Source organism: Burkholderia sp. A2 (genome assembly GCF_001729305.1).
GTDB lineage: Bacteria > Pseudomonadota > Gammaproteobacteria > Burkholderiales > Burkholderiaceae > Burkholderia > Burkholderia sola.
Map to the genome: position 1 here is coordinate 221646 of NZ_LZXX01000149.1, position 21820 is coordinate 243465.

The 21820-nt window shown below is 67.4% G+C and carries 22 protein-coding genes; 8 read left to right on the top strand and 14 right to left on the bottom strand.

Annotated elements, in window-relative coordinates; translation table 11 throughout:
* Nucleotides 1–130: 130 nt before the first annotated feature.
* The 6 genes from A9Z05_RS32610 to A9Z05_RS32635 form a co-directional block, all read right to left on the bottom strand.
* On the bottom strand, nucleotides 131–1150 hold the full coding sequence (locus tag A9Z05_RS32610) for an ABC transporter ATP-binding protein (RefSeq protein WP_069621660.1): 1020 nt from the start codon (nucleotides 1148–1150) through the stop codon (nucleotides 131–133).
* Entirely contained in the window at nucleotides 1147–2139 is a 993-nt protein-coding gene (locus A9Z05_RS32615; protein WP_069621661.1) for an ABC transporter ATP-binding protein, read from the bottom strand. The genes A9Z05_RS32610 and A9Z05_RS32615 overlap by 4 nt, the downstream gene beginning before the upstream one ends.
* Before the next feature lie 2 nt (nucleotides 2140–2141).
* On the bottom strand, nucleotides 2142–3044 hold the full coding sequence (locus A9Z05_RS32620; protein WP_069621662.1) for an ABC transporter permease: 903 nt from the start codon (nucleotides 3042–3044) through the stop codon (nucleotides 2142–2144).
* A gap of 13 nt (nucleotides 3045–3057) precedes the next feature.
* On the bottom strand, nucleotides 3058–3996 hold the full coding sequence (locus A9Z05_RS32625; RefSeq protein ID WP_050013372.1) for an ABC transporter permease subunit: 939 nt from the start codon (nucleotides 3994–3996) through the stop codon (nucleotides 3058–3060).
* A 10-nt stretch (nucleotides 3997–4006) separates the two neighbouring features.
* Nucleotides 4007–5617: a peptide ABC transporter substrate-binding protein gene (locus A9Z05_RS32630; protein WP_069621663.1), complete on the bottom strand. Its 1611-nt coding sequence runs from the start codon at nucleotides 5615–5617 to the stop codon at nucleotides 4007–4009.
* A gap of 178 nt (nucleotides 5618–5795) precedes the next feature.
* Nucleotides 5796–6374, bottom strand: coding sequence for a cupin domain-containing protein (locus A9Z05_RS32635; protein WP_011548888.1), 579 nt, complete (start codon nucleotides 6372–6374; stop codon nucleotides 5796–5798).
* 496 nt (nucleotides 6375–6870) lie between these two features.
* Between A9Z05_RS32635 and A9Z05_RS32640 the strand changes: the two genes are divergently transcribed.
* Together A9Z05_RS32640 and A9Z05_RS32645 are read left to right on the top strand one after the other, a co-directional pair.
* Nucleotides 6871–8394, top strand: a complete 1524-nt coding sequence (locus A9Z05_RS32640; RefSeq protein ID WP_069621750.1) for a peptide MFS transporter — start codon at nucleotides 6871–6873, stop codon at nucleotides 8392–8394.
* 120 nt (nucleotides 8395–8514) lie between these two features.
* A complete protein-coding gene (locus A9Z05_RS32645; RefSeq protein WP_069621664.1) occupies nucleotides 8515–8721 on the top strand; it encodes a hypothetical protein in 207 nt (68 codons plus the stop codon).
* Between the two features lie 35 nt (nucleotides 8722–8756).
* Here A9Z05_RS32645 and A9Z05_RS32650 read toward each other — a convergent pair whose 3' ends face one another.
* The 3 genes from A9Z05_RS32650 to A9Z05_RS32660 all read right to left on the bottom strand — a co-directional run bounded on the left by A9Z05_RS32650 (nucleotide 8757) and on the right by A9Z05_RS32660 (nucleotide 11511).
* Nucleotides 8757–9881, bottom strand: a complete 1125-nt coding sequence (locus A9Z05_RS32650) for an OpgC domain-containing protein (protein WP_069621665.1) — start codon at nucleotides 9879–9881, stop codon at nucleotides 8757–8759.
* A 418-nt stretch (nucleotides 9882–10299) separates the two neighbouring features.
* Nucleotides 10300–11199 (bottom strand): EamA family transporter RarD, encoded by a 900-nt coding sequence (rarD, locus tag A9Z05_RS32655; protein WP_069621666.1) that lies wholly within the window; start codon nucleotides 11197–11199, stop codon nucleotides 10300–10302.
* Between the two features lie 15 nt (nucleotides 11200–11214).
* Entirely contained in the window at nucleotides 11215–11511 is a 297-nt protein-coding gene (locus tag A9Z05_RS32660) for an acylphosphatase (RefSeq protein ID WP_006480292.1), read from the bottom strand.
* A gap of 152 nt (nucleotides 11512–11663) precedes the next feature.
* Here A9Z05_RS32660 and hpnA point away from each other — a divergent pair, with 152 nt between their 5' ends.
* Nucleotides 11664–12671 carry a hopanoid-associated sugar epimerase gene (gene hpnA, locus A9Z05_RS32665; protein ID WP_069621667.1) on the top strand — a complete coding sequence of 336 codons (1008 nt, stop codon included), beginning with the start codon at nucleotides 11664–11666 and terminating at the stop codon, nucleotides 12669–12671.
* A gap of 108 nt (nucleotides 12672–12779) precedes the next feature.
* Nucleotides 12780–14180 (top strand): phage tail protein, encoded by a 1401-nt coding sequence (locus A9Z05_RS32670; protein WP_069621668.1) that lies wholly within the window; start codon nucleotides 12780–12782, stop codon nucleotides 14178–14180.
* 120 nt (nucleotides 14181–14300) lie between these two features.
* Here the strand turns inward: A9Z05_RS32670 and A9Z05_RS32675 are convergent, their stop codons facing one another.
* Nucleotides 14301–15488 carry a glycosyltransferase gene (locus A9Z05_RS32675; protein WP_069621669.1) on the bottom strand — a complete coding sequence of 396 codons (1188 nt, stop codon included), beginning with the start codon at nucleotides 15486–15488 and terminating at the stop codon, nucleotides 14301–14303.
* A 403-nt stretch (nucleotides 15489–15891) separates the two neighbouring features.
* On the opposite strand from A9Z05_RS32675, the gene ispH reads away from it, so the two are divergent.
* Nucleotides 15892–16833: a 4-hydroxy-3-methylbut-2-enyl diphosphate reductase gene (gene ispH, locus A9Z05_RS32680; protein ID WP_050013381.1), complete on the top strand. Its 942-nt coding sequence runs from the start codon at nucleotides 15892–15894 to the stop codon at nucleotides 16831–16833.
* Nucleotides 16834–16845: 12 nt separating this feature from the next.
* Nucleotides 16846–18006 carry an adenosyl-hopene transferase HpnH gene (hpnH, locus tag A9Z05_RS32685; RefSeq protein WP_006480287.1) on the top strand — a complete coding sequence of 387 codons (1161 nt, stop codon included), beginning with the start codon at nucleotides 16846–16848 and terminating at the stop codon, nucleotides 18004–18006.
* Between the two features lie 154 nt (nucleotides 18007–18160).
* Here the strand turns inward: hpnH and A9Z05_RS32690 are convergent, their stop codons facing one another.
* From A9Z05_RS32690 to A9Z05_RS32700, 3 genes are all read right to left on the bottom strand, one after another.
* Entirely contained in the window at nucleotides 18161–18421 is a 261-nt protein-coding gene (locus tag A9Z05_RS32690; protein ID WP_069621670.1) for a hypothetical protein, read from the bottom strand.
* Between the two features lie 169 nt (nucleotides 18422–18590).
* Nucleotides 18591–19070, bottom strand: coding sequence for a hypothetical protein (locus A9Z05_RS32695; protein WP_069621671.1), 480 nt, complete (start codon nucleotides 19068–19070; stop codon nucleotides 18591–18593).
* A gap of 223 nt (nucleotides 19071–19293) precedes the next feature.
* Entirely contained in the window at nucleotides 19294–19671 is a 378-nt protein-coding gene (locus tag A9Z05_RS32700; RefSeq protein WP_069621672.1) for a hypothetical protein, read from the bottom strand.
* A gap of 490 nt (nucleotides 19672–20161) precedes the next feature.
* On the opposite strand from A9Z05_RS32700, the gene A9Z05_RS32705 reads away from it, so the two are divergent.
* Complete coding sequence (locus A9Z05_RS32705) at nucleotides 20162–20515, top strand: DOPA 4,5-dioxygenase family protein (protein ID WP_069621673.1); 354 nt, start codon at nucleotides 20162–20164, stop codon at nucleotides 20513–20515.
* Nucleotides 20516–20633: 118 nt separating this feature from the next.
* Nucleotides 20634–21059, top strand: coding sequence for a nuclear transport factor 2 family protein (locus A9Z05_RS32710; RefSeq protein ID WP_069621674.1), 426 nt, complete (start codon nucleotides 20634–20636; stop codon nucleotides 21057–21059).
* 59 nt (nucleotides 21060–21118) lie between these two features.
* Here A9Z05_RS32710 and A9Z05_RS32715 read toward each other — a convergent pair whose 3' ends face one another.
* Nucleotides 21119–21739: a hemolysin III family protein gene (locus tag A9Z05_RS32715; RefSeq protein WP_006480281.1), complete on the bottom strand. Its 621-nt coding sequence runs from the start codon at nucleotides 21737–21739 to the stop codon at nucleotides 21119–21121.
* Between the last annotated feature and the right edge of the window lie 81 nt (nucleotides 21740–21820).

The following is a 21820-nucleotide window of genomic DNA, read 5'->3' on the forward strand; positions in this document are numbered from 1 at the left end:
GGTTGCGATCCGCTTCCAGCCCCCCGGCGAGCCCGGCTAAGGACGCGCCTGTACCTGCGGCGCGAAGATCGTTCGCGCCGCACCTACCCCTGTTGACCTGCCTTGGTTATGTTTTCTGCGTTACTTCACATCACACCGCGCCCGCGCGGATGCACGCGACGCGCGCCGCCGACCCCTGCCGTACTTCCGGCAGCGGCACGTCCTGCGCGCATGCGTCGATCGCGACCGGGCAGCGCGTGCGGAACGCGCAGCCGGACGGCGGGTTGAGCGGCGAGGGCATCTCGCCCGCCAGCAGCATCGGACGGCGAGCACGCTCGCGCGCCGGCTCCGGCGTCGGCGCCGCATCGAGCAGCGCCTTCGTGTACGGGTGTTGGGGCACGCCGTACACGTCATGCCGCGTGCCGAACTCCATCACGCGGCCGAGATACATCACGAGCACGCGCTGGCTGATGGCCTTCACCACCGCCAGGTCGTGCGCGACGAACAGATAGGACAACGACAGTTCGCGCTGCAGATCGCGCAGCAGGTTCACGATCTGCGCCTGGATCGACACGTCGAGCGCCGAGACGGGTTCGTCGCAGATCACGAGTTTCGGCTCGCTGATCAGTGCGCGCGCAATGCCGACGCGCTGGCACTGCCCGCCGGAAAACTCATGCGGATAACGCAGCAGGTGATGCGCGTTCAGGCCGACGCGTTCGAGCATCGAGATCACGCGGCGGCGCACTTCGGTACGGCCGAGGCCTGGCTGGTGCGTGACGAGCGGCTCCGCGACGACCTGCTCGATCGTCATGCGCGGATCGAGCGAGGCGAGCGGATCCTGGAAGATCATCTGCACTTCTCGCCGCATCGCGGTGCCGCGCAGGTGATCGGGCGCCACGGCCTGGCCGCGCCATTTCACGGTGCCGGCCGTCATCGGCACGAGGCCGATCAATGCGCGCGCGAGCGTCGATTTCCCGCAGCCCGATTCGCCGACGAGCCCGACCGTCTCGCCGCGCTTGACGTCGAACGACACGCCGTCGACCGCGCGCAGCATGCCCTTCGGCGACCACGGATAGCCGCCGAGCGGCACGCGGAAATGCACTTTCAGATTCTCGACGGACAGCAGCGTGTCGTCCGTCGCGCCGGCTTGGCGGCGTTCATCGACGCTCATCGCAGACCTCCCGTCAAATCGGCCAGGGGCCGGTGGCACGCGCGCACCGCGCCCGCGGCGCCATAGGTTTCGAGCGTCGGGCGCTCGGCGCCGCAGCGTTCTTCCGCATACGTGCAGCGCTTCGCGAACGCGCAGCCGGCCGGCGCGGTGCCGGGCATCGGCGGGTTGCCGGGAATCGCGACGAGCGGCGCGTCGTCCGCGTCGGTCAGGCGCGGCAACGCGTTGAGCAGCCCGATCGTGTATGGATGCGACGGCGCCGCGAAGATCGATTCGGCCGGCGCGTATTCGACGGTGCGGCCCGCGTACATGACCATCACGTCGTCGGCGAGGCCGGCAACCACGCCCATGTCGTGCGTGATCAGCACGATCGCGGTGCCGCGCTCGCGGTTCAGCTCGCGCAGCAGGTCGATGATCTGCGCCTGCACGGTCACGTCGAGCGCGGTGGTCGGCTCGTCGGCGATCAGGATTTCCGGCTCGGACAGGAGCGCCATCGCGATCATCACGCGCTGGCGCATGCCGCCCGAGAACTCGTGCGGATACATGCGGATGCGGCGCGCCGCATCGGGAATGCGCACCGATTCGAGCGCCTCGATCGCGCGCTTGATCGCTTCCTTGCGCGACAGCTTGCGATGCAGCTGCAGCGTCTCGGTCATCTGCCGCTCGATCGTCAGGAACGGATTGAGCGACGTCATCGGATCCTGGAAGATCATCGCGATGCGATCGCCGCGCACCGCGTTCAGCGCGCGCGTATCCATGTCGAGCAGGTTGTCGCCGCGGTAGCGCGCGGCGCCGGTCGTCGTGCCGTTGCCGGCCAGCAGGCCCAGCAGCGCCATCACGGTCTGGCTCTTGCCCGAGCCCGATTCGCCGACGATGCCGAGCGTCTTGCCGGCTTCGAGCGAGAACGACACGCCGTTGACGGCGTCGATCGGCGGTGCATCCTTGCGCGTGAAGCGCACGCCGAGGTTTTCAACTTCCAGTAGAGCGGCCATCTTCAGCGATCCTTCGGGTCGAGCGCGTCACGCAGGCCGTCGCCGACGAAGTTCACGCAGTAGAGCGTCACGCACAGCATGACGGCCGGGGCCAGCAGCAGCCACGGCATCGATTCCAGTTTCTGCGCGCCGTCCTGGATCAGCACGCCCCAGCTCGTCATCGGCTCCTGGACGCCCAGGCCGAGGAACGACAGCACCGATTCGGTCAGCACGATGTTCGGCACCGAGACCGTCGCGTACACGACGACCACACCGAGCAGGTTCGGCACGACGTGGCGCAGCACGATCGACGCCGGCGACACGCCGATCGCGCGCGCCGCGTCGACGAACTCGCGATTGCGCAGCGACAGCGTCTGGCCGCGCACGACGCGCGCCATGTCGATCCACGAGAACGCGCTGATGGTCAGCACGACCAGCATGAACGAGCGGCCGAACAGGGTCATCATCAGGATCGCGATCAGCAGGTACGGGATCGCGTACATCATGTCGACGACGCGCATCATCACGGAATCGACGCGGCCGCCCGCGAAGCCCGCGGTCGCGCCCCACGCGACGCCGAACAGGCCCGACACGAGCGTGCCAAGCAGGCCGACCTCGATCGATACGCGGCCGCCGATCAGCGTGCGCACGAGCAGGTCGCGGCCGAGCTCGTCGGTGCCGAACCAGTGCTGGTTCGCCCAGGTCGGCGGCAGGCTGATCGAGGCCCAATCGCTCGCGGCGGGGTCGGCCGCGAGCAGCCACGGGCCGACGAAACAGGCGAGCGTGATCAGCATGAGCAGCGCGAGGCTCAGCAGCGCCGCGCGGTTGTGAAGGAAGCGCGCGAACGCCAGTTCGAGTGGCGAGCGCGAATGCGGCGGCGAATCGGTCTGCACGGGCAGGCCGACGACGGGAGTGGTCGGAGTCATCGCTGTGCCTCGCTCAATAACGGATGCGCGGATCGAGCCACGCGTACGCGAGGTCGACCAGCAGGTTGAACAGCACCGCGAAGACGGTCGTCATCACGACGAGGCCGAGCACCAGCGTGTAGTCGCGGTTGATCGCGCCGTTCACGACGAGCTGCCCGACGCCCGGCAGCGCGAACACCGATTCGGTGACGACGGCCGCCGTGATCGACGTGATGCAGACCGTGCCGAACAGCGACACGACCGGCATCAGCGCGGGCTTGAGCGCATGGCGCAGCACGATCGTCGAGCCAGGCAGGCCCTTCGCACGCGCGGTGCGGATGTAGTTGCTCGACAGCGTCTCGATCATCGAGCCGCGCATCACGCGCGCGAGCAGCGACACGTTGATGAGGGTCAGCAGCGCGATCGGCAGCAGCCGGTACTGCCAGCCGCCGTCGCCCCAGCCGCCGGCCGGCAGCCAGCCGTTGCCGGCCGACGTCTTCAGCAGGATCGCGAAGATCCACACCATGACGGGGCCGAGCACGAACGGCGGCACGACGTTGCCGAAGTTGCCGATCAGCATCACGAAGCGGTCGATCACGCTGTCGCGGCGCACGGCCGCGACGGTGCCGAGCAGCACGCCGAGCACGATCGAGATCGGGATCGACACACCGCCCACGCCGAGGCTCACGGGCAGCGCCTTCTTCACGAGATCGTTCACCGACCAGTCGACGTAGCGGAACGACGGGCCGAGATCGCCGTGCAGCAGCGAGCCGAGATACAGCAGGTACTGCTTCCACAGCGGCTCGTCGAGGTGGTACTTCGCGTTCAGGTTCGCGAGCGTCGCGGCGGACAGCTGCTTCTCCGTATCGAACGGGCCGCCGGGCGTGAAATGCAGCAGCAGGTAGCAGACGGTGATGACCGCGAGGATCGTCGGCACCGCCCACAACGTGCGCCTCAATGCGTAGGCCAGCATGATCGCTCCGTCAGTGCTTGATCAGGTACATGTCCTGCGAAGCACGCATGTCGATCACGTTCTTCAGCGAATAGCCGCCCACGTAGGACTTCACGAGACGGTCGGCCGAGTACTGGAACAGCGGCACCATCGGCGTGTCCTTCATCGCCAGGTCGTGCGCCTGCGTGAGCAGCGCGGTGCGCGCGTTGTCGTCGAGCTTCTGGTTGCCTTCCTCGACGAGCGCGTCGACCTGCTTGTTGCAGTAGCCGACGGTGTTCTGCGAGCTGCCGCAGCGGATCAGGTCGAAGAAGGTCATCGCGTCGTTGTAGTCGGCGAACCAGCCGTCGCGCGCGATCTGCACCTTGCCGTCATGCCGCTGCTTCATCAGCACCTTGAACTCGACGTTCTCGAGCTTCGTGGTGATGCCGAGCTTCGTGCGCCATTCCGATGCGGTGAACAGCGCGACCTTCTTGTGCAGGTCGTTGGTGTTGTACGTGAGCGTGAACGACAGCGGCTTCGCGTCCGAATAGCCGGCCTGCTTCAGCAGGTCCTTCGCGGTCGCGATGCGCTTGGCCATCGGCCACGACGCCCATTCGGGCGTGAACGGCTGCACGCCCTTCGTGCCGTTCGGCATCAGCCCGTACATCGGCTTCTCGCCGGCCTGCGTGAGCTTCGACGTCAGCACGTCGCGATCGATCACCATCGACAGCGCCTGGCGCACGCGCTTGTCCTTCAGCGCCGCGTCGCTGTTGTTCAGGTAGTAGTAGTAGGTCGCGAGCTGCAGGCCGGGGCGCAGCTCGGCGCCGAACTGCTTGCTGACCTGCTGGAAGATGCCCGACGGAATCGAGTAGCTGTAGTCGATCTGCCCGGCCTGGTACATGCGCATCGCGGTTTCGTCGCTTTCGATCGGCAGGTACGTGACCTTGTTGATCACGACCTTCGACGCGTTCCAGTACTTCGCGTCCTTGGTCGCCACGATGCGGTTGTTCGGCTGCCAGTCGACGAGCTGGTACGCGCCGTTGCTGACGAGGTTGCCCGGGCGCGTCCATGCGTCGCCGAACTTCGCGACCACGTCCTTGTTCACCGGCGCGAGCGGCGCCATCGCGGTCAGTTCGGGGAAGAACGCGACCGGCACGTCGGTCGTCACCTCGAGCGTGTACGGATCGACGGCGCGCACGCCGAGCGTCGTCGGTGCGGCCTTGCCGGCGATGATGTCCTTCGAGTTCTTGATGAACTCGACGAGGATCGTGTATTTCGAGCCCGTCTTCGGATCGACGAGGCGCTGCCACGAATAGACGAAATCGGCGGCCGTGACCGGCTGGCCGTTGCTCCACTTCGCGTCGTGGCGAAGCTTGAAGATCCACGTCTGCGGCGTCTTGCGTTCCCACGACAGCGCGACGCCCGGCACGACCTGGCCGGCCGCATCGATGCGCGCAAGCCCTTCGAACAGGTCGAGGCCGATCGTGTTGCCGGTCCACGATTCGATGTGCGCCGGGTCGAGCGACTCGACTTCGGCCGGCACCTGTCGCGTCAGGTCCTGTTGCGGAGCGAGCGCGACGTTCGACGGAACGGTTACGGCGTGGGCGACGGGCGTCAGGGCGAGCGCGGCCAGCACGGCCGACATGGCATGCAAGGATTTCATCGTGGCAGTCTTGAGAAGGTGGTTCGGTGGGCGTCGCGCGGCGGATGCCGCGGCTTACGCGTGAGACGCTGACGGGGGCAGCGATTGAGGAGGCCCGTGATTCTCGTATTGCATGTTAGTATTCCTTACATTTCTTTCGACAGGCATTCCGTCGAAGAAACGAAGGAATACCCGTGCGTTAGAACAGTCGCGGCGTACCGACCCAGACCACCACCGACTCGATCTTCGCGGTGTTGACCCAGCTGTGCGGGACCGTCGACTGATAGTGCGAACTGTCGCCGGCCTGCAGGACGAACGTCTTGCCTTCCAGCGTCAGCGACACTTCCCCTTCAATCACGTACAGGAACTCCTCTCCTGCATGTGTCGTCACCTCGGACCGCTTCTGCCCCGGCGGCATCCTCACGAGGATCGCCTCCAGCTGGCGCCCTTCGGACACGTTCGTCAGTCGCGCGAACAGATTCGCCGAATCGGCAAACCCGAAGAAGCGCAGCTGATCGCCTCGGCAAACCGAGCGTTCCTCGCTCGGCGTATCCACGAAGTACTGCACCGTCACGCCGAGCGCGTGGGCGATACCGGCCAGCGACGTCAGTGACGGCGACGCGAGCCCGCGCTCGACTTGAGACAGAAACGGCTTCGAAATCCCCGCGGCGGTAGCGGTGTCGTCGAGCGTGCGCTTCAGACGTTGGCGCAACGCGCGAATCTTGCTGCCCAGTGCGACAGCGTCTGCCGATCGCGAGTTTTCAGTGGGGGGAACCATAGCAGGCCGAAAAGTGGTCGTCAAAAAATGTTTGATGGAAAGTAACTAAGTTAATTGGAGATAGCTTAATCTTCGGGTTCGTACACGCCTTCGGCGTTGAGCCCGGTGCACTAAACAGGGCCCGAAGCGAGCGAAACGACGCGCTATCTTGCCAGACTCGAAGGCTTCACAGGCAAGCTGCAAGCGGCTCTCCGGGAATTTGCGGAGAACCGGCGTCAAGCTTACAAGTAGATGATGAGACAAATGTTCCTGAAAGCTGCTGCCATATCGGGAGTTTCCCTAAGTGGCGCGGACCCGACGCACCGGACCGGCAAACGTTACCATTCGCGCGCCGGTCGGGGCCGCGCTCCGCCTTCTCGGGTGGAATCCGACCCCGGCCCGAGCTAACCGCTCGACTGCTCCATCGCCGACGCAAGCCTACCCGGCCACAATGCTCCGGCGCCAGTTCGACCTCAAGGCGACGCGCGATCCGCGCCGTCCGTTTCAAACGAGATTGATGATGCACGCACCTGTTTCACAGACCCGATCGTTTACGACGGTCTTCCTCATCGAAATGTGGGAGCGCTTCGGCTACTACGGCATGGCCGCGCTCCTGGTCCTCTTCATGGTCGACCGGCTCGGCTTCACCGACAGCCACGCGAACCTGACCTGGGGGGCATTCACCGCGCTCGTCTACGCCGCGCCGTCGATCGGCGGCTGGATCGGCGACAAGGTGCTCGGCGCCCGCCGCACGATGATCATCGGCGCGGCCGTGCTGTGCGCCGGCTACCTGATGCTCGCGGTGCCGAACGATCACCTGACGTACATGTACGCGTCGCTCGGCGTGATCGTGGTCGGCAACGGCCTGTTCAAGGCCAACGCAGCGAACCTCGTGCGCCGTATCTACGAAGGCGACGACGCGCGCATCGACAGCGCGTTCACGATCTACTACATGGCCGTCAACATCGGCTCGACGGTATCGATGCTCGCGACGCCGTGGATCAAGGATCACTGGGGCTGGCACGCCGCGTTCGCGGTCTGCTGCGGCGGCATGCTGCTCGCGATCCTGAACTTCATGCTGATGCACCGCACGCTCGCGCACGTCGGCTCGCAGCCGGACGACGCGCCGATCCGCTGGAAGCGCCTCGGCGCGGTCGCCGCCGGCGGCGTCGCGCTCGCGCTGATCACGCTGTACGTGCTGCAGCACAAGCAGCTCGCCGTCGCGAGCGTGTGGACGGCCGCGTTCGCGATCCTCGCGATCTTCGCGTACATGATCGCGAAGTCGGAGCGCTCGGAGCGCGCGGGCCTGATCGCGGCGCTCGTGCTGATCGGCCAGGTGATCCTGTTCTTCATCTTCTACGTGCAGATGTCGACGTCGCTGACGCTGTTCGCGCTGCGCAACGTCGACCCGCGCTTCATGCTGTTCGGCACGACGCTGTTCACGTGGAGCGCCGCGCAGTTCCAGGCGCTGAACCCGATCTGGATCATGCTGCTGAGCCCGGTGCTGGTGTGGGTCTACAACCTCGTCGCGAAGAGCGGCCGCGACCTGCCGGTCGCCGCGAAGTACGCGCTCGGCTTCGGCGCGGTCGCCGCGGGCTACCTGGTATTCACGGTCAGCGGCCGCTACGCGGTCGACGGCCGCGTGTCGTCGTGGTTCATGGTGTGGGGCTACGGGCTGTACTCGCTCGGCGAGCTGCTGGTGAGCGGCCTCGGCCTCGCGATGATCGCCCGCTACGTGCCGGCGCGCATGAGCGGCTTCATGATGGGCGCGTATTTCGTCGCGACGGGCGTGTCGCAGTATCTGGGCAGCGTCGTCGCGAACTTCGCGCAGATGCCGTCGCACGAACTGCCGGCCACCGAATCGCTGCCGCTCTACCTGTCGCTGTTCGAGAAGCTCGGCTGGCTCGCCGCGATCGGCATGCTGCTCGCGCTGCTGCTGCTGCCGCTGATGAACCGCCTGTCGCGCCAGCATCAGCGCTGCACGGACGAGCGCCGCGAAGAAGCGCTGCAGGCGCAGGCCGCCGCCGTCGCCGCGCAGTAAGTACTATCCCTCGGCGTGCGGCGTGCACGCCACATTCTCCCGCCGGAAACGCGAACGCGTCCTACACTGGTTGCAGACAACGCATCCGCTTCGCGAGATGCGCACTGGCGGGAGAACCCGATGAAAAGCAAGACGACGCGGCTTTTGAGAATTCTGTCGGACATTCGGCACGCGCAGCGCTGCACCGCGATGCGCGCCGCGCGGGCCGCGGCCGAAGCCGACGCGGTGCTCGCGGAGCGCGACGATCCGGCGCAGGACGAACGCGACGACGCCGAATCCGACGACGGCACCGCCACACCCCGCTCCCGTATCGGCTCACCTCACTGACGCCGCGCGGCGCCTGCCGCGCCGCACGCGCCCGCCTACGCCGCCGCGCCGCGCCATCGCGCGATCCACGTTCCCGAACCGGCCACCGCCATCATCAGCCCGACCGCGCACGCGTCGGCCACGAGGCCCACGCCGACATGCCGCAGATCGGCGCTGCCCGCGACCGGATGCAGCAGCGAATCGATCACGAGCGAAATCGCCGCACCCGCGACGAAGTAGATCAGCCCGCGCTGGCCGACCGCCACGACGGGCCGCACGCCCTGCGCGATCCGCGCGATCCAGCCGAAGCGCACGCAATCGGCCATCAGCCATGCGATGGCCGCGAAACTCACGACGCGCGGCAGCGCGAGATCGCGTTTGAGCACGCCTTCGGGCACCGGCAGCCCCGAGAACAGCTTGTAGCTCGCGCAACCGAGCACGATCGCGCACGCGAGCCCGGTCGCCGCCGCGCCCCAGCGGCCGAGCGCGACGCGCCGGTAGAACGGCTGGCAGCGCGCGAGCACGCCGGCGACGAACATCAGTTGCCACGCGAACGGGTTGAAGCTCCAGCGGAAGCCGTCGGTGTCGAGCAGTTCGGGGCCGAGCCAGCCCGCCGCGAGCCACGACGCAATGCTGAGCGCGACGAGCGGCCACGGATGGCGCCGCGCGAACGGCACCAGCACCGGCGACGCGAGCGCGAACAGCACGTACATCGGCAGCACCGACGCGAGATACGGCTGGCGCTGGAACGTCAGCAGCTCGGCCGCCCCCGTGAGCGGCGACGCGAGCATCACGCTGACGTCGTCGAGCGCGAGGTTCGGCGCATCGATGCCGAAGTGGTCGAGCACCGCCGACACGACGAGCATCAGCGTCGACGTCGCGAGAAACGCTCGGTAGATCTGCGTCGCGCGCCGCACGAACCGCTGCTGCGCGGCGCGCGCGCCGTGCCGCTCGGCGATCGCGCCGTACGCGCTCGCGGTCGCGAAGCCGCCGAGGAACACGAACACCTCGGCCGCATCGCACAGCGCGAACGCGTGCAGCGTCACGCGCGACAGCACGCTCGCGCCAATGTGATCGACGACGATCATCAACAGCACGAGCCCGCGGAAGAAATCGATTTCGATCAGGCGGCCGCCGCGCGACGGCTGCACCGAGGCGGAATGCGGCGGGCTCAACGACATGCGCGCACCCGCACGGCGGCGGTGCGACGTGCACCGGGGAAGGGATCGGGAGAGAGACGGCGAGCGCGATCGGCGGCGATACGCGTATGCCCGTATCGCGCCAACCCGGCCGGCTCGGCACGGCGGTGACCGTTCATCGAAAAGCTGCATACGAAGGGAAGTCGATCGGATCAGTCTAATGGCCGATCAGGGGCGACCCTAAGTAACAAAATGCAACCGAATCTTCTCTTCGATTACAAGCGCGAGCGTTGCGCAGCGAAGCAGGCAGCGTCGCCAGATTCGCGTCAGCGCGGCGTCAGTGGATAGTCAGTATCGACGGATCCGGCGGGACTCGGCAGCGGAGCGAGCAAGGTTCGACGGCCGGATGATGCGCGATGCGCGGCCCGTTGCGCCCGGCCGGCGCATCGCGACGATGCGGTTATCCGCGCGCGGGCAAGCGGCGCATCAGCATCGCGCTGTGCCATGCGGTGAGCGCGACGGCGACCCAGATCGGCGCGTACGTCGCGAGCTGCGCGACGCTGAGCGTCTCGCCGAGCAGCAGCAGCGACACCACGACGAGCAGCACCGGCTCGACGTAGCCGAGAATCCCGAACAGCGCCATCGGCAGCATCCGGCTCGCCTTCAGGTAGCTCGCGAGCGCGAGCGTGCTGAGCAGGCCGAGCCCCGGCAGCAGCGCGGCCCACAGCAGCGGCTGGCCGCCGACCCGCGTCGCGCTCGTCGCGACCATCGCGAACGCGACCGGGCACAGCAGCACGATCTCGATCGCGAAGGCGGCCAGCGAATCCGCGTTGATCCGCCGGCGCAGCACGAAATACGGCGGATAGCCGAGCGCGACGACGAGCGTCGGCCACGCGAACGCGCGGGTCGCCCATACCTCGTGCGCGACGCCGAGCGCCGCGCATGCGACCGCCGCCCATTGCAGCGGGTCGAGCCGTTCGTGATAGTAGAAGCGGCCGACGAGCACCATCGTCAGCGGCAGCAGGAAATAGCCGAGCGACACTTCGAGCATGCGGCCGTGCAGCGGCGCCCACAGGAACAGCCACAGCTGCACGCCGAGCAACGCCGCGCTCACCGGCAGCGCGACCAGCAGGCGCCAGTCGCGCGCACTGCGCCGCGCCAGCTCGACGAGCGCCGGCCAGCGGCCACGCAGCGCGATCAGCGCGAGCGCGCCCGGGGCGGTCCACACGATACGCCACGCGAAGATGTCGAGCCCCGTGAGCGGGGCGAGCAGTTTCGCGTAAGCCGACATCAGCGCGAACAGCGTCGACGCCATCACCGACAGCATGAGGCCGCGCCCGGCTTCCGGATACCCCGTCATGTCGTTGTGCGTCGCTTACTGCTGCTGGAAGCGTTCGAAGCGCTTCTCGGTCCGGCGCTCCTCGAACGTCACCTCGGTCACGCGCGCGGCGGGCGGCCCGTGACGCAGCCACGCGAGCATCCGGTCGATCTGCGCGCCGGGGCCCTGGATCATCGCCTCGACGGTGCCGTCCTCGAGATTCGCGACCCAGCCGCGCAGCTTCAGCGCATGCGCTTCGCGCACCGTCGCGTGACGAAAGCCGACGCCCTGCACGACGCCGCGCACCCGCACGTAGTAGGTCTCGATCCGTTCGTCCAGTTCATTGCGGCTCATCGCGTCGCCCTCCCGTTGCATTCAAGCCCGGCATTGTAGTCGCGTCGGCCGCTTCGCACACGCGCCGGCCGGGCGTCGCCGCGCCCGCCGACCACGTACAATCTCGCCGATGCCCAACCGCCGCGCCGCGCGCGCGGCCCTGAAGGAAACGCATGACTGATACCTCCCGCGATCTCGTTCTCGTCACCGGCGCGTCCGGTTTCGTCGGCTCGGCCGTCGCGCGCATTGCGCAGCAGAAAGGCTATGCGGTGCGCGTGCTCGTGCGCCCGACCAGCCCGCGCACGAACGTCGCGGATCTCGACGCCGAGATCGTCACCGGCGACATGCGCGACGAGGCGTCGATGCGCGCCGCGCTGCGCGGCGTGCGCTACCTGCTGCACGTCGCGGCCGACTACCGGCTGTGGGCGCCCGACCCCGACGAAATCGAGCGCGCGAACCTCGAAGGCGCGGTCGCGACGATGCGCGCGGCCCGCGCGGAAGGCGTCGAGCGAATCGTCTACACGAGCAGCGTCGCGACGCTGAAGGTGACGAGCGCCGGCGACCCGTCCGACGAGAACCGGCCGCTCACGGCCGAGCAGGCGATCGGCGTCTACAAGCGCAGCAAGGTGCTCGCGGAGCGCGCGGTCGAACGGATGATCGCCGACGAAGGGCTGCCCGCCGTGATCGTCAACCCGTCGACGCCGATCGGCCCGCGCGACGTGAAGCCGACGCCGACCGGCCGCATCATCGTCGAGGCCGCGCTCGGCAAGATTCCGGCGTTCGTCGACACGGGGCTGAACCTCGTGCACGTCGACGACGTCGCGCACGGCCACTTCCTCGCGCTCGAGCACGGCCGGATCGGCGAGCGCTACATCCTCGGCGGCGAGAACCTGCCGCTGCAGCAGATGCTCGCGGACATCGCGCAGATGACGGGCCGCAAGGCGCCGACGATCGCGCTGCCGCGCTGGCCGCTGTACCCGCTCGCGGTCGGCGCCGAAGCGGTCGCGAAGTTCACGAGGAAGGAGCCGTTCGTCACCGTCGACGGGTTGCGGATGTCGAAGAACAAGATGTATTTCACGTCCGCGAAGGCCGAGCGCGAACTCGGCTACCGTGCGCGCCCGTATCGCGAAGGGCTGCGCGATGCGCTCGACTGGTTCGGCTCGGCGGGCTACCTGAAGTAACACAAAGCGGCGCACGTCGCGCCGCTTTGCGCACTTTGTTACACGTCGCGCACGGACCGGCATCGGCGCAGCGGTTAAAATCGCGGGTCTTACGCAGAGAAGACACGCATGAACCTGAACGATCAGATCGCTTCGCTCGCCACGGGCGTCGATCAGCTCCTCCACGATCACCACGCCGCCCAGCAGGCGGCACGCAGCGCGGAAGCCTTCGCGCGCGCCGCGGCAGCGGAAGCCCGCGCCGCGGCCGAGCGTCACGCGGCGGCGGAAGCCGAAGCGCAGGCGGCCGCGCAGCGCCACACGGCCGCTGCCGCCGATGCCGAAGCCGCGCAGCGGCGCCATGCCGATGCCACCGCCGCCGCCGAAGCGGCCGCCCAACGTCATACGGATGCCGCCACGCAAGCCGAAGCCGCGTCGCAGCGCCATGCGGAAGCCACCGCGCTGACCGAAGCGCTCGCGCAACGTCACGCGGATGCCGAAGCCGCGTCGCAACGCCATGCGGCGGCGATCGCCGAAGCCGAGGCGGCCGCGCAGCGTCATCACGCCGCGGCGACCGAAGCCGAAGCGGCCGCGCAACGTCATGCCGCGGCGACCGCCGAAGCCGAAGCGGCCGCGCAACGCCACGCGGAAGCGACCGCCGAAGCCGAAGCGGCCGCGCAACGCCACACGGCCGCGATCGCCGAGGCCGAGGCACTCGCCCAGCGTCATACGCAAGCGCTCGCCGACACGCAGGCCGCCGCCCAGCGTCATGCCGACGCAACCGCCGAGGCCGAAGCCATCACGCGGCGTCACGCCGAAGCGATCGCCCAGGCCGAAGCGGCCGCGAAGCGCCACGCGGAGGCAACGGCCGAAGCCGAAGCCGTCACGCAGCGCCACACCGAAGCGATCGCCCAGGCCGAAGCGGCCGCGCAGCACCACGCGAAGGCCATCGCCGACGCCGAAGCGCTGGTCGAGGCCGTCGTCAAGGAAGCCGCGACGAGCGCGGTTGCCGCGACGGTCGATGTCGTCGAGCCGGCCGTCGCGGCGGAAGTTTCGGTGAACGCGACCGCGCTGGCGGCGGCGGAAACGGTCGAAACGATCGATGTGGTCGAAGCCGCCGAGGCCCCGGCCAATACCGAGACCGCATTGGTCCCGACGGCACAAGCCGAAACCGCGGTTGAAACCGGCACCGCTGCCGCGCCGGCCGACAAGGCGACGCTGCACGTCGCACGCCCGTCCCAGAACGAACTCACGCTGACCATCAACGGCCAGTCGATCACGCTGCATCCGGAACAACTAGGCCAGCTGATCGAGGAACTCGCGCACGCACGCGCGTCGATGCAGCCGGAGCCGCCGCCCGGCATTCCGGCCGGCTGGCGCTTCGTGACGACGAAGAACCCGATGATGGCCGTGCAGAAGCAGGCGAACGGCGACCGCCTGCTGGTCGCCCGCCATACCGGCTACGGCTGGGTGCCGTTCACGTTCTCGCCGGACGTCGTGATCCAGATGTACATGATGCTGACGCAGCGGTAAGCGCGCGCATCGGCCGAAAAGCGGCCCAAAAGCACACAGCCCGGATCGGCTCGAGCCGATTCGGGCTGTGTGCTTTCGGCGTTCCGGTTTAGCGGGACGGCTGGCATCCGCCGGCGCGGGTCAACGCTCCACCGGCGCCTGCACGCGCGCCTTCCACTGGCCGCCCTTGCCGCGCCAGTAACGCCATGCGGACGCGAAGGTCGCGCCCACATAGAACAGTGCGACGAGCGGCAGCGCCGGCGCCCACAGCGGCGAGCGCCGGTAGTAGCGCAGCATCGGCGCATACGCGGCGCACATCGACGCCCACGCGAGCCACGCCGGCCATGCGCGCGCGCCGTACGCGAGCGCGACGACGGGCGGCACCAGATAGATGATCGTCATCCCGAGCAGCGTGCCGGCCAGCAGCAGCGGCGAATAGTGCAGCTGCGTGAACGCGGTGCGCGCGATCATGTTCCAGATATCGCGCCAGCTGTCGTACGGGCGCAACGACACGCTGCGATCGGCGAGATCGAGCCGGATCGGATGGTGGCCGCCGCCGCGATGCTTGATCTGCGCGGCGAGGCTGCAGTCGTCGATCAGCGCGCCGCGAATCGATTCGATGCCGCCCGCTTCCTCGAGCGCCGTGCGCTTCACGAGCATGCAGCCGCCGGCGGCGCCGGCCGTCCGGTTGCGCGGGTTGTTGATCCACGAGAACGGGTACAGCTTCGCGAAGAAGAACACGAACGCCGGGATCAGTGCCTTTTCCCAGAACGAGTCGCAGCGCAGCCGCACCATCAGCGACACGAGATCGCGCTGCTCGGCCTGGGCGCGCGTGACGAGCTGCGCGACGGCGTCGGGCGGATGGCCGATGTCGGCATCCGTCAGCAGCAGGTAGTCGGCCGGCAGGCCGAGCGTCCGGACGGCCGCGATCCCCTGCGACTGCGCCCACACCTTGCCCGACCAGCCGGCCGGCAGCGGCTTCGCGCTCAGCACCGTCAGCCGGTCGGCGCGGTTGATCGCGAGCGCGGCCGCGCGGGCCGCGTCGGCGGTGCCGTCGTCGCTGTGGTCGTCGACGATGATCAGATGGAAGTCGCCCGGATAGTCCTGCTCGAGCAGCGAAGTCGCCGCACGGGCGATCACGTCGGCTTCGTTGCGCGCCGGCACGACCGCCACGACCGCCGGCCAGCCGGCGTCGGCTGCCGCGCCGCGCGCGTCGGGCGGCAGCGGCCGCGCGGGCTGCGCGCGCCAGAAGCCGCCGCGCGCGACGAGCAGCACGATCCAGATCACCAGCGACAGGCCGGACACCAGGAAAGCGATCGCGAGCATCATCGGCCTGCCTCCTGCCGCGCGCCGGCTGGTTCGGTATTAATAAGGGTCTGGAACAAAACACCCGACGCCGCACGGGCGAACGGGCAATATGCGTGAGAATCGACGGTCATCGAATGGCCTTGAAATGAGCGCGATGGCGGGCAGCCGGAACGGCCGGCCGCGAAACCGCGCAGTTTACCGGGTTCCGCGCGCGCCAGCGCCGACGCGGCTCTCCCGCAATTGCAACGGTGCCGACACGGCACCGAAGCAAGGACGGCCCGATAGGGTTAAAATGCGCGATTAATTCGGGGTTCCGGGGCCTGGCCGGCCGGTTCGTTCCTGCCTTCATAACATCAAGCCGGGGCGAGCAAGCGCGTGCCAAGCGCCTCGAACCCCGGCGTCTGTCGTCGGAGTTCGCTCACTTATGCGAGTCATCCTTGCCCAGCCCCGCGGCTTCTGTGCGGGGGTTGTCCGTGCGATCGAGATCGTCGATCGCGCGCTGCAACAGCACGGTGCGCCGGTCTATGTGCGTCATGAGATCGTGCACAACCGGCATGTCGTCGAAAATCTGCGTAATAAAGGGGCACGATTCGTTGAGGAACTCGACGAGGTGCCGCACGGCGCTGTCGCGATCTTCAGCGCGCACGGTGTCGCCCAGACGGTCGAGCGCGACGCGCAAACGCGCGGGCTCGACGTGCTCGACGCGACCTGCCCGCTCGTCACGAAAGTGCACGTGCAGGGCCGCCAGTACGTCGCGGCGGGCCGCCGGCTGATCCTGATCGGTCACGCGGGCCACCCGGAAGTCGAGGGCACGATCGGCCAGATTCCGGCCGAGGTGATCCTCGTGCAGAGCGAAGCCGAAGTCGATACGCTGACGCTGCCCGTCGATACGCCGGTCGCGTACATCACGCAGACCACGCTGTCGGTCGACGACACGCGCGGCATCATCGAAGCGCTGCAGCGCCGGTTCACCGACCTGGTCGGCCCGGACACGCGCGACATCTGCTATGCGACGCAGAATCGCCAGGCCGCCGTGCGCGAGCTGAGCGAACAGGTTGACGTGCTGCTCGTCGTCGGTGCGACGAACAGCTCGAACTCGAACCGCCTGCGCGAGATCGGCACCGAAAGCGGTGTGCCGAGCTATCTCGTCGCCGACGGCTCGGAAGTGAAGGCCGAATGGTTCGCGGGCGTGCAGACGGTCGGCCTGACCGCCGGCGCGTCGGCGCCCGAAGAAATGGTCGAGGATGTAATCGGCGCGCTGCGCGCGCTGGGGCCCGTCGATGTCGCGACGATGGCGGGCCGTGAAGAAAAAGTCGAATTCAAGTTGCCGGCGAAGCTCACGCAAGCTGTCGCCCGCGAAGTTTAAGGAGGACATCCCTTGTCTATTCCGCTGCTCCAGCAAGTCCGTGTCGGCGCCTACATCGTGCGCCAGCACCTGTCCGGCAACAAACGCTATCCGCTCGCGCTGATGCTCGAGCCGCTGTTCCGCTGCAACCTCGCGTGCAACGGCTGCGGCAAGATCGATTATCCGGATCCGATCCTGAACCAGCGCCTGTCCGTCGAGGAATGCCTGCAGGCGGTCGACGAATGCGGCGCCCCCGTCGTGTCGATCGCAGGCGGCGAGCCGCTGCTCCACAAGGAGATGCCGGAAATCGTCAAGGGCATCATGAAGCGCAAGAAGTTCGTGTACCTGTGCACGAACGCGCTCCTGATGGAAAAGAAGATGGACGACTACCAGCCGAGCCCGTATTTCGTGTGGTCGGTCCACCTCGACGGCGACAAGGACATGCACGACCATTCCGTGTCGCAGGAAGGCGTGTACGACAAGGCGGTCGCGGCGATCAAGGAAGCGAAGCGCCGCGGCTTCCGCGTGAACATCAACTGCACGCTGTTCAACGATGCGATCCCCGAGCGCGTCGCGAAGTTCTTCGACACGCTGGGTCCGATCGGCGTCGACGGCATCACCGTATCGCCGGGCTATGCATACGAGCGCGCGCCGGATCAGCAGCACTTCCTGAACCGCGACAAGACGAAGAACCTGTTCCGCGAAATCCTGAAGCGCGGCGAAGGCGGCAAGCGCTGGTCGTTCAGCCAGTCGTCGCTGTTCCTCGACTTCCTGGCCGGCAACCAGACCTACAAGTGCACGCCGTGGGGCAACCCGGCGCGTACGGTGTTCGGCTGGCAGAAGCCGTGCTACCTGGTCGGCGAAGGTTACGTGAAGACCTTCAAGGAACTGATGGAAACGACGGAGTGGGACAACTACGGCGTCGGCAACTACGAGAAGTGCGCGGACTGCATGGTCCACTGCGGCTTCGAGGCCACGGCCGTGATGGACACGATCTCGAACCCGCTGAAGGCGCTGCGCGTGAGCCGCAAGGGCATCAAGACCGACGGCCCGTTCGCACCGGACATCTCGATCGCGAAGCAGCGTCCGGCCGAGTACGTGTTCTCGCGCCACGTCGAGATCAAGCTCGAGGAAATCCAGCGCGCCGGCAAGGGCAAGCTGCAGAAGCCGGCGAAGTCGGCAACGGCCGCTTAAGCAGCGCGTTTCGCCGCGCGGAGGGTCGCGCCTTCGCAGCGGCCTGGTATCGAAGAAGCGCCACGGAGTTCGCTCCGCGGCGCTTTTTGTTTTGGCGGACGCCGTGTGACGCATTGCGCTCACGCGCCTGCGCGCAGCGGCGAACGTCGGTTGCCTAGCTGCGCGATTCCGCCGCGGCGATCAGTTGCCACGCGGTCGGCCCCGGATCGAGCAGCGGGTCGGACGGCGGATCGAGGTCATGCCGATGCGCGTCCTCGGACGGCAACGTCTGCCATTTCGCAATGCCGATTTCGTCGCCGCAGACGGTGCATCGATAGATGCCCGCCACCGTCACCTTGCTGCCCGGCGGCAGGTTCTCGCTGAATGCGCGGCCACTTCCGCACGTGAAGTAGCCGCCGCTCCTGTATAGCGCCATCGCTCCTCCTGACCGAAACGAATGCGTTCGCGTCGACACGCACGATCGCCGCAAACGCGAGGATGGATCCTCGTCGCCCGGCCTCGCCGGGTTCCAGTCCTGTCATTAGACGGCGCGCGTCCACGCGATGGAATCGGACGGGTATGAAACACGGCCCGCGGCCAGCGATTCAATGCAGAACGGCCGGCGCCCGCATCTTCGCCGCGGCCTGCGCGACCATTCCCGGCTGTTCGGCGGAAGCGAACGTGCAGACATGGCGCCACAGCTCCGCCAGCCGATGTCGCGTGAGCGTCGCGACGCATGCGTCGTTCGCGGCAAGTACGCGTTCGAGCACCGCGCATTCGTCGGCGTGCAGCGTCCACGCACCGCTTTGCGCGGCGCGCGCCACGCTCGCGTCCAGCACGCGCTCCGCGTCGACGCACAGGTCGATGGTCGCGTCCGGAGAAACCGCATCGTCGAGCGCGAGGAACACCAGATACACGCTCGTGCGCAGCCGCATCAGCAACGTTGCGCTACCGTGCTCGCCGCGCAGCGCGACCAGCGCCATGTGGCATTTCAGCGAGATGTCGCGGGCATGCGCGGGCGGCAGCGGCAGCAGCCATTCGCGCGTCAACGGCGGATGGCGCCGCCCTTTTCGGGCAGCCTTCATGATTCGCCCTCGCTCGCGCACGTTCCGTCCGGCACCGACCCGGACCGCGCACAGCCGCATGCGAGCTCGCACCGGCCCGCATCACGCAGGCCATCCGCTCGGCGGCGCGTGCCGCGCACGTCGGCGTGCCGTCGCGCCGTGCCCGCCCGCGGCAGCCTGCGTATCGCCGACGCACGCCACACGCCGAGCAGTCGGTCAGCGCATGCCATGTTCGTCTCCTGCGTCAAAACGTGTTCTCGCCCTTCAGGTAGTACGCGGTTTTCACGAAGAACGCCTTGACCGGATGGCCGCTCTGCACGTCGCGGGCCGCCCGCGCTTCCATCGCGGCCTTTTCGTCGCGCCACCGGTCAGGCACCGGGTTGTACACACGTTCGAGCGCCCGCTGCATCGCGAGCGGATAGGTCTGGTTGCCGGCCGTCGTCGCGCGATAGCCGGCACGCGTCATCTGCATCAGCTGGACATCGGTTTCGGCGCGCGCCGCCGACCAGGTCAACGGCGCGGCGTGCGAAGTGTCGGCGGCGCCGATCGACTGCGCGAAGCTGACGGCCGGCAGCGCAGCGAGTGCGCAGGAAAGAACGGCAACGGGAACGAGGGATCGCATAATGGCCTCCAGATGGTTGTCCCCGCATCGATCCATCATCGATGCGTTGAAATCATCGTATGTCGGGACGCATCCCGCTTGAATAGCCGAATCCGCAATTGTTATTTTCAGCCGTGCATTCGGCGTGCAAGCTGCGTCGTTCGCGTATCCCGTCGAAATGGAATTTCTTTATTTCATTCAACGATCTGATCGGATTTTTACCGGCGATACGGTGGGGTGCTCGCCCGCTCTTTCAATTTCCGAAATGACGTGTTGTCGGTGCGATTCCGGCGGGCGCGCCCCGGGCATAAGGCTTCCGGCGTGATATCGCGCATGCGGATACCATCGAAGCGATTTCGTCGGATCAGCCGATTCTTCTGATGCAGGACAAATCATCCGCATCGCGCTCCCGAATTGAGACACGACGCAAACGGCAAGGACGCGCGATAATCACGTATCGGCCGTTTCGCACGGCATCTCAGGCATTTTCATTTTTTAACCGAGCCTCTCCATGGTCGCCCTCGACAGTACCGCCATCGACAGCTGGCACGCGCACGTCTATTTCGATGCGGCGAGCCGCGACGCGGCCTGGGCGTTTCGCCAGGTTGTCGACGCGCGGTTCGGCGCGGTCATCGAACTCGGCCGCTTTCACGAACGCCTCGTCGGCCCGCATCCGGCGTGGTCGTATCAGATCGCGTTCGATGCCGCGCGATTCGACGACATCGTGCCGTGGCTCGTGCTGAACCACGGCGCGCTCGACATCTTCCTGCATCCGAATACGCACGACGAATTGCGCGACCACCGCGATTGCGCGGTGTGGATCGGCAAATCGTATGCGCTGAATCTCGACGCGCTGGCCGGCTAAGGACAGCCCTCCGAGCGAGCGCCGCACGGCCCGGCATCCATGTTTCGGGTCGACGTGAAACGTCTCGCGGCGACCCACCCCTACAGTGGTTTCCGTGATCGACTTCCGGAAACCCGCGATGACACGCGCAAACATCGACGCCGACGCCCGGCGCATCCATGAAGACTGGCACGCCGCCGTCGTCGCTCGCGACCTCGACGCGCTGATGTCGCTATATGCCGACGACGCAGTGCTCGAAACGCCGCTCGTCGTCGCCACGCTGCCCGAACACGGCTCGGGCATGCTGCAAGGCAAGGCCGCGATCGGTGCGTTCTTCGCGGCCGGCCTGCGCAATCCGGACAACTCGCTCGGACGCTGGTACCGGACCGGACTGTTCTTCTCGAATGGCCGCCAGCTCGTCTGGGAATACCCGCGCGCAACGCCGGACGGCGATCAGGTGGATCTCGTCGAGGTGATGGATCTGCGCGACGGGTTGATCGCGCATCATCGCGTGTACTGGGGGTGGGTAGGCTTCGGCGCGCTGCGGGAGGCCTCGCGCCGGTAGCGCACTCTCCGGCCGACTCGCCACGCGCAGCGCATCACACGCTCAATGCCCGATGCTGCTCATGCGACATACATCGCGACACTGACGAACTGGCACAGGCTGCCGGCCAGCACGAACAGATGCCAGATGCCGTGCCCGTGGCGGATGCGTTCGTCGTTGATGAAGAAGTAGATCCCCGCGCTGTAGATCACGCCGCCGGCCACGAGCCACGCGGTGCCGATCGGCGGCAGCGCATGGATCAGCGGACGCACGGCGACGAGCGCGAGCCAGCCCATCAGCACGTACAGGATCATCGACAGCAGGCGCGTGCGGCGCCCGAGCGTGAGCTCCTGCACGATGCCGAACACGGCGAGCCCCCAACTCACGCCGAACAACGACCAGCCCCACGGGCCGCGCAGCGTGACGAGCGTGAACGGCGTGTAGCTGCCGGCGATCAGCAGGTAGATCGCCGCATGGTCGCATTTCTGCAGGATCGCCTTCAGGCGCGGGTTGCGCACGCTGTGATACGCCGTCGAGATCGCGTAGAGCAGGATCAGCATCGCGCCGTACACGCTGAAGCTCACCACCTTGTACGGGTCGCCTTCGAGCGCGCCCATCGTCACGAGCGCGACGAGGCCCGCCACCGACAGCACCGCGCCGACGAGATGGGAAATGCTGTTGAAACGCTCACCGACATGCACGACGTGTTCTCCTGCGATCCATCGGGAAAAAAAAAGTGCCCTCATGATACCGGCGGCCGGACGCCGCCGCGCTGCGCCCGG

Coding starts and splice junctions, on each gene's coding strand:
- A9Z05_RS32705 (WP_069621673.1), top strand. CDS start 20,162: ATGGTCGCCCTCGACAGTACCGCCATCGACAGCTGGCACGCGCACGTC.
- A9Z05_RS32640 (WP_069621750.1), top strand. CDS start 6,871: ATGATGCACGCACCTGTTTCACAGACCCGATCGTTTACGACGGTCTTC.
- A9Z05_RS32695 (WP_069621671.1), bottom strand. CDS start 19,070: ATGAAGGCTGCCCGAAAAGGGCGGCGCCATCCGCCGTTGACGCGCGAA.
- A9Z05_RS32610 (WP_069621660.1), bottom strand. CDS start 1,150: ATGAGCGTCGATGAACGCCGCCAAGCCGGCGCGACGGACGACACGCTG.
- A9Z05_RS32700 (WP_069621672.1), bottom strand. CDS start 19,671: ATGCGATCCCTCGTTCCCGTTGCCGTTCTTTCCTGCGCACTCGCTGCG.
- A9Z05_RS32620 (WP_069621662.1), bottom strand. CDS start 3,044: ATGACTCCGACCACTCCCGTCGTCGGCCTGCCCGTGCAGACCGATTCG.
- A9Z05_RS32625 (WP_050013372.1), bottom strand. CDS start 3,996: ATGCTGGCCTACGCATTGAGGCGCACGTTGTGGGCGGTGCCGACGATC.
- A9Z05_RS32670 (WP_069621668.1), top strand. CDS start 12,780: ATGAACCTGAACGATCAGATCGCTTCGCTCGCCACGGGCGTCGATCAG.
- A9Z05_RS32690 (WP_069621670.1), bottom strand. CDS start 18,421: ATGGCGCTATACAGGAGCGGCGGCTACTTCACGTGCGGAAGTGGCCGC.
- A9Z05_RS32710 (WP_069621674.1), top strand. CDS start 20,634: ATGACACGCGCAAACATCGACGCCGACGCCCGGCGCATCCATGAAGAC.
- A9Z05_RS32650 (WP_069621665.1), bottom strand. CDS start 9,881: ATGTCGTTGAGCCCGCCGCATTCCGCCTCGGTGCAGCCGTCGCGCGGC.
- A9Z05_RS32645 (WP_069621664.1), top strand. CDS start 8,515: ATGAAAAGCAAGACGACGCGGCTTTTGAGAATTCTGTCGGACATTCGG.
- A9Z05_RS32615 (WP_069621661.1), bottom strand. CDS start 2,139: ATGGCCGCTCTACTGGAAGTTGAAAACCTCGGCGTGCGCTTCACGCGC.
- A9Z05_RS32630 (WP_069621663.1), bottom strand. CDS start 5,617: ATGAAATCCTTGCATGCCATGTCGGCCGTGCTGGCCGCGCTCGCCCTG.
- A9Z05_RS32635 (WP_011548888.1), bottom strand. CDS start 6,374: ATGGTTCCCCCCACTGAAAACTCGCGATCGGCAGACGCTGTCGCACTG.
- A9Z05_RS32675 (WP_069621669.1), bottom strand. CDS start 15,488: ATGATGCTCGCGATCGCTTTCCTGGTGTCCGGCCTGTCGCTGGTGATC.
- ispH (WP_050013381.1), top strand. CDS start 15,892: ATGCGAGTCATCCTTGCCCAGCCCCGCGGCTTCTGTGCGGGGGTTGTC.
- rarD (WP_069621666.1), bottom strand. CDS start 11,199: ATGACGGGGTATCCGGAAGCCGGGCGCGGCCTCATGCTGTCGGTGATG.
- A9Z05_RS32660 (WP_006480292.1), bottom strand. CDS start 11,511: ATGAGCCGCAATGAACTGGACGAACGGATCGAGACCTACTACGTGCGG.
- hpnA (WP_069621667.1), top strand. CDS start 11,664: ATGACTGATACCTCCCGCGATCTCGTTCTCGTCACCGGCGCGTCCGGT.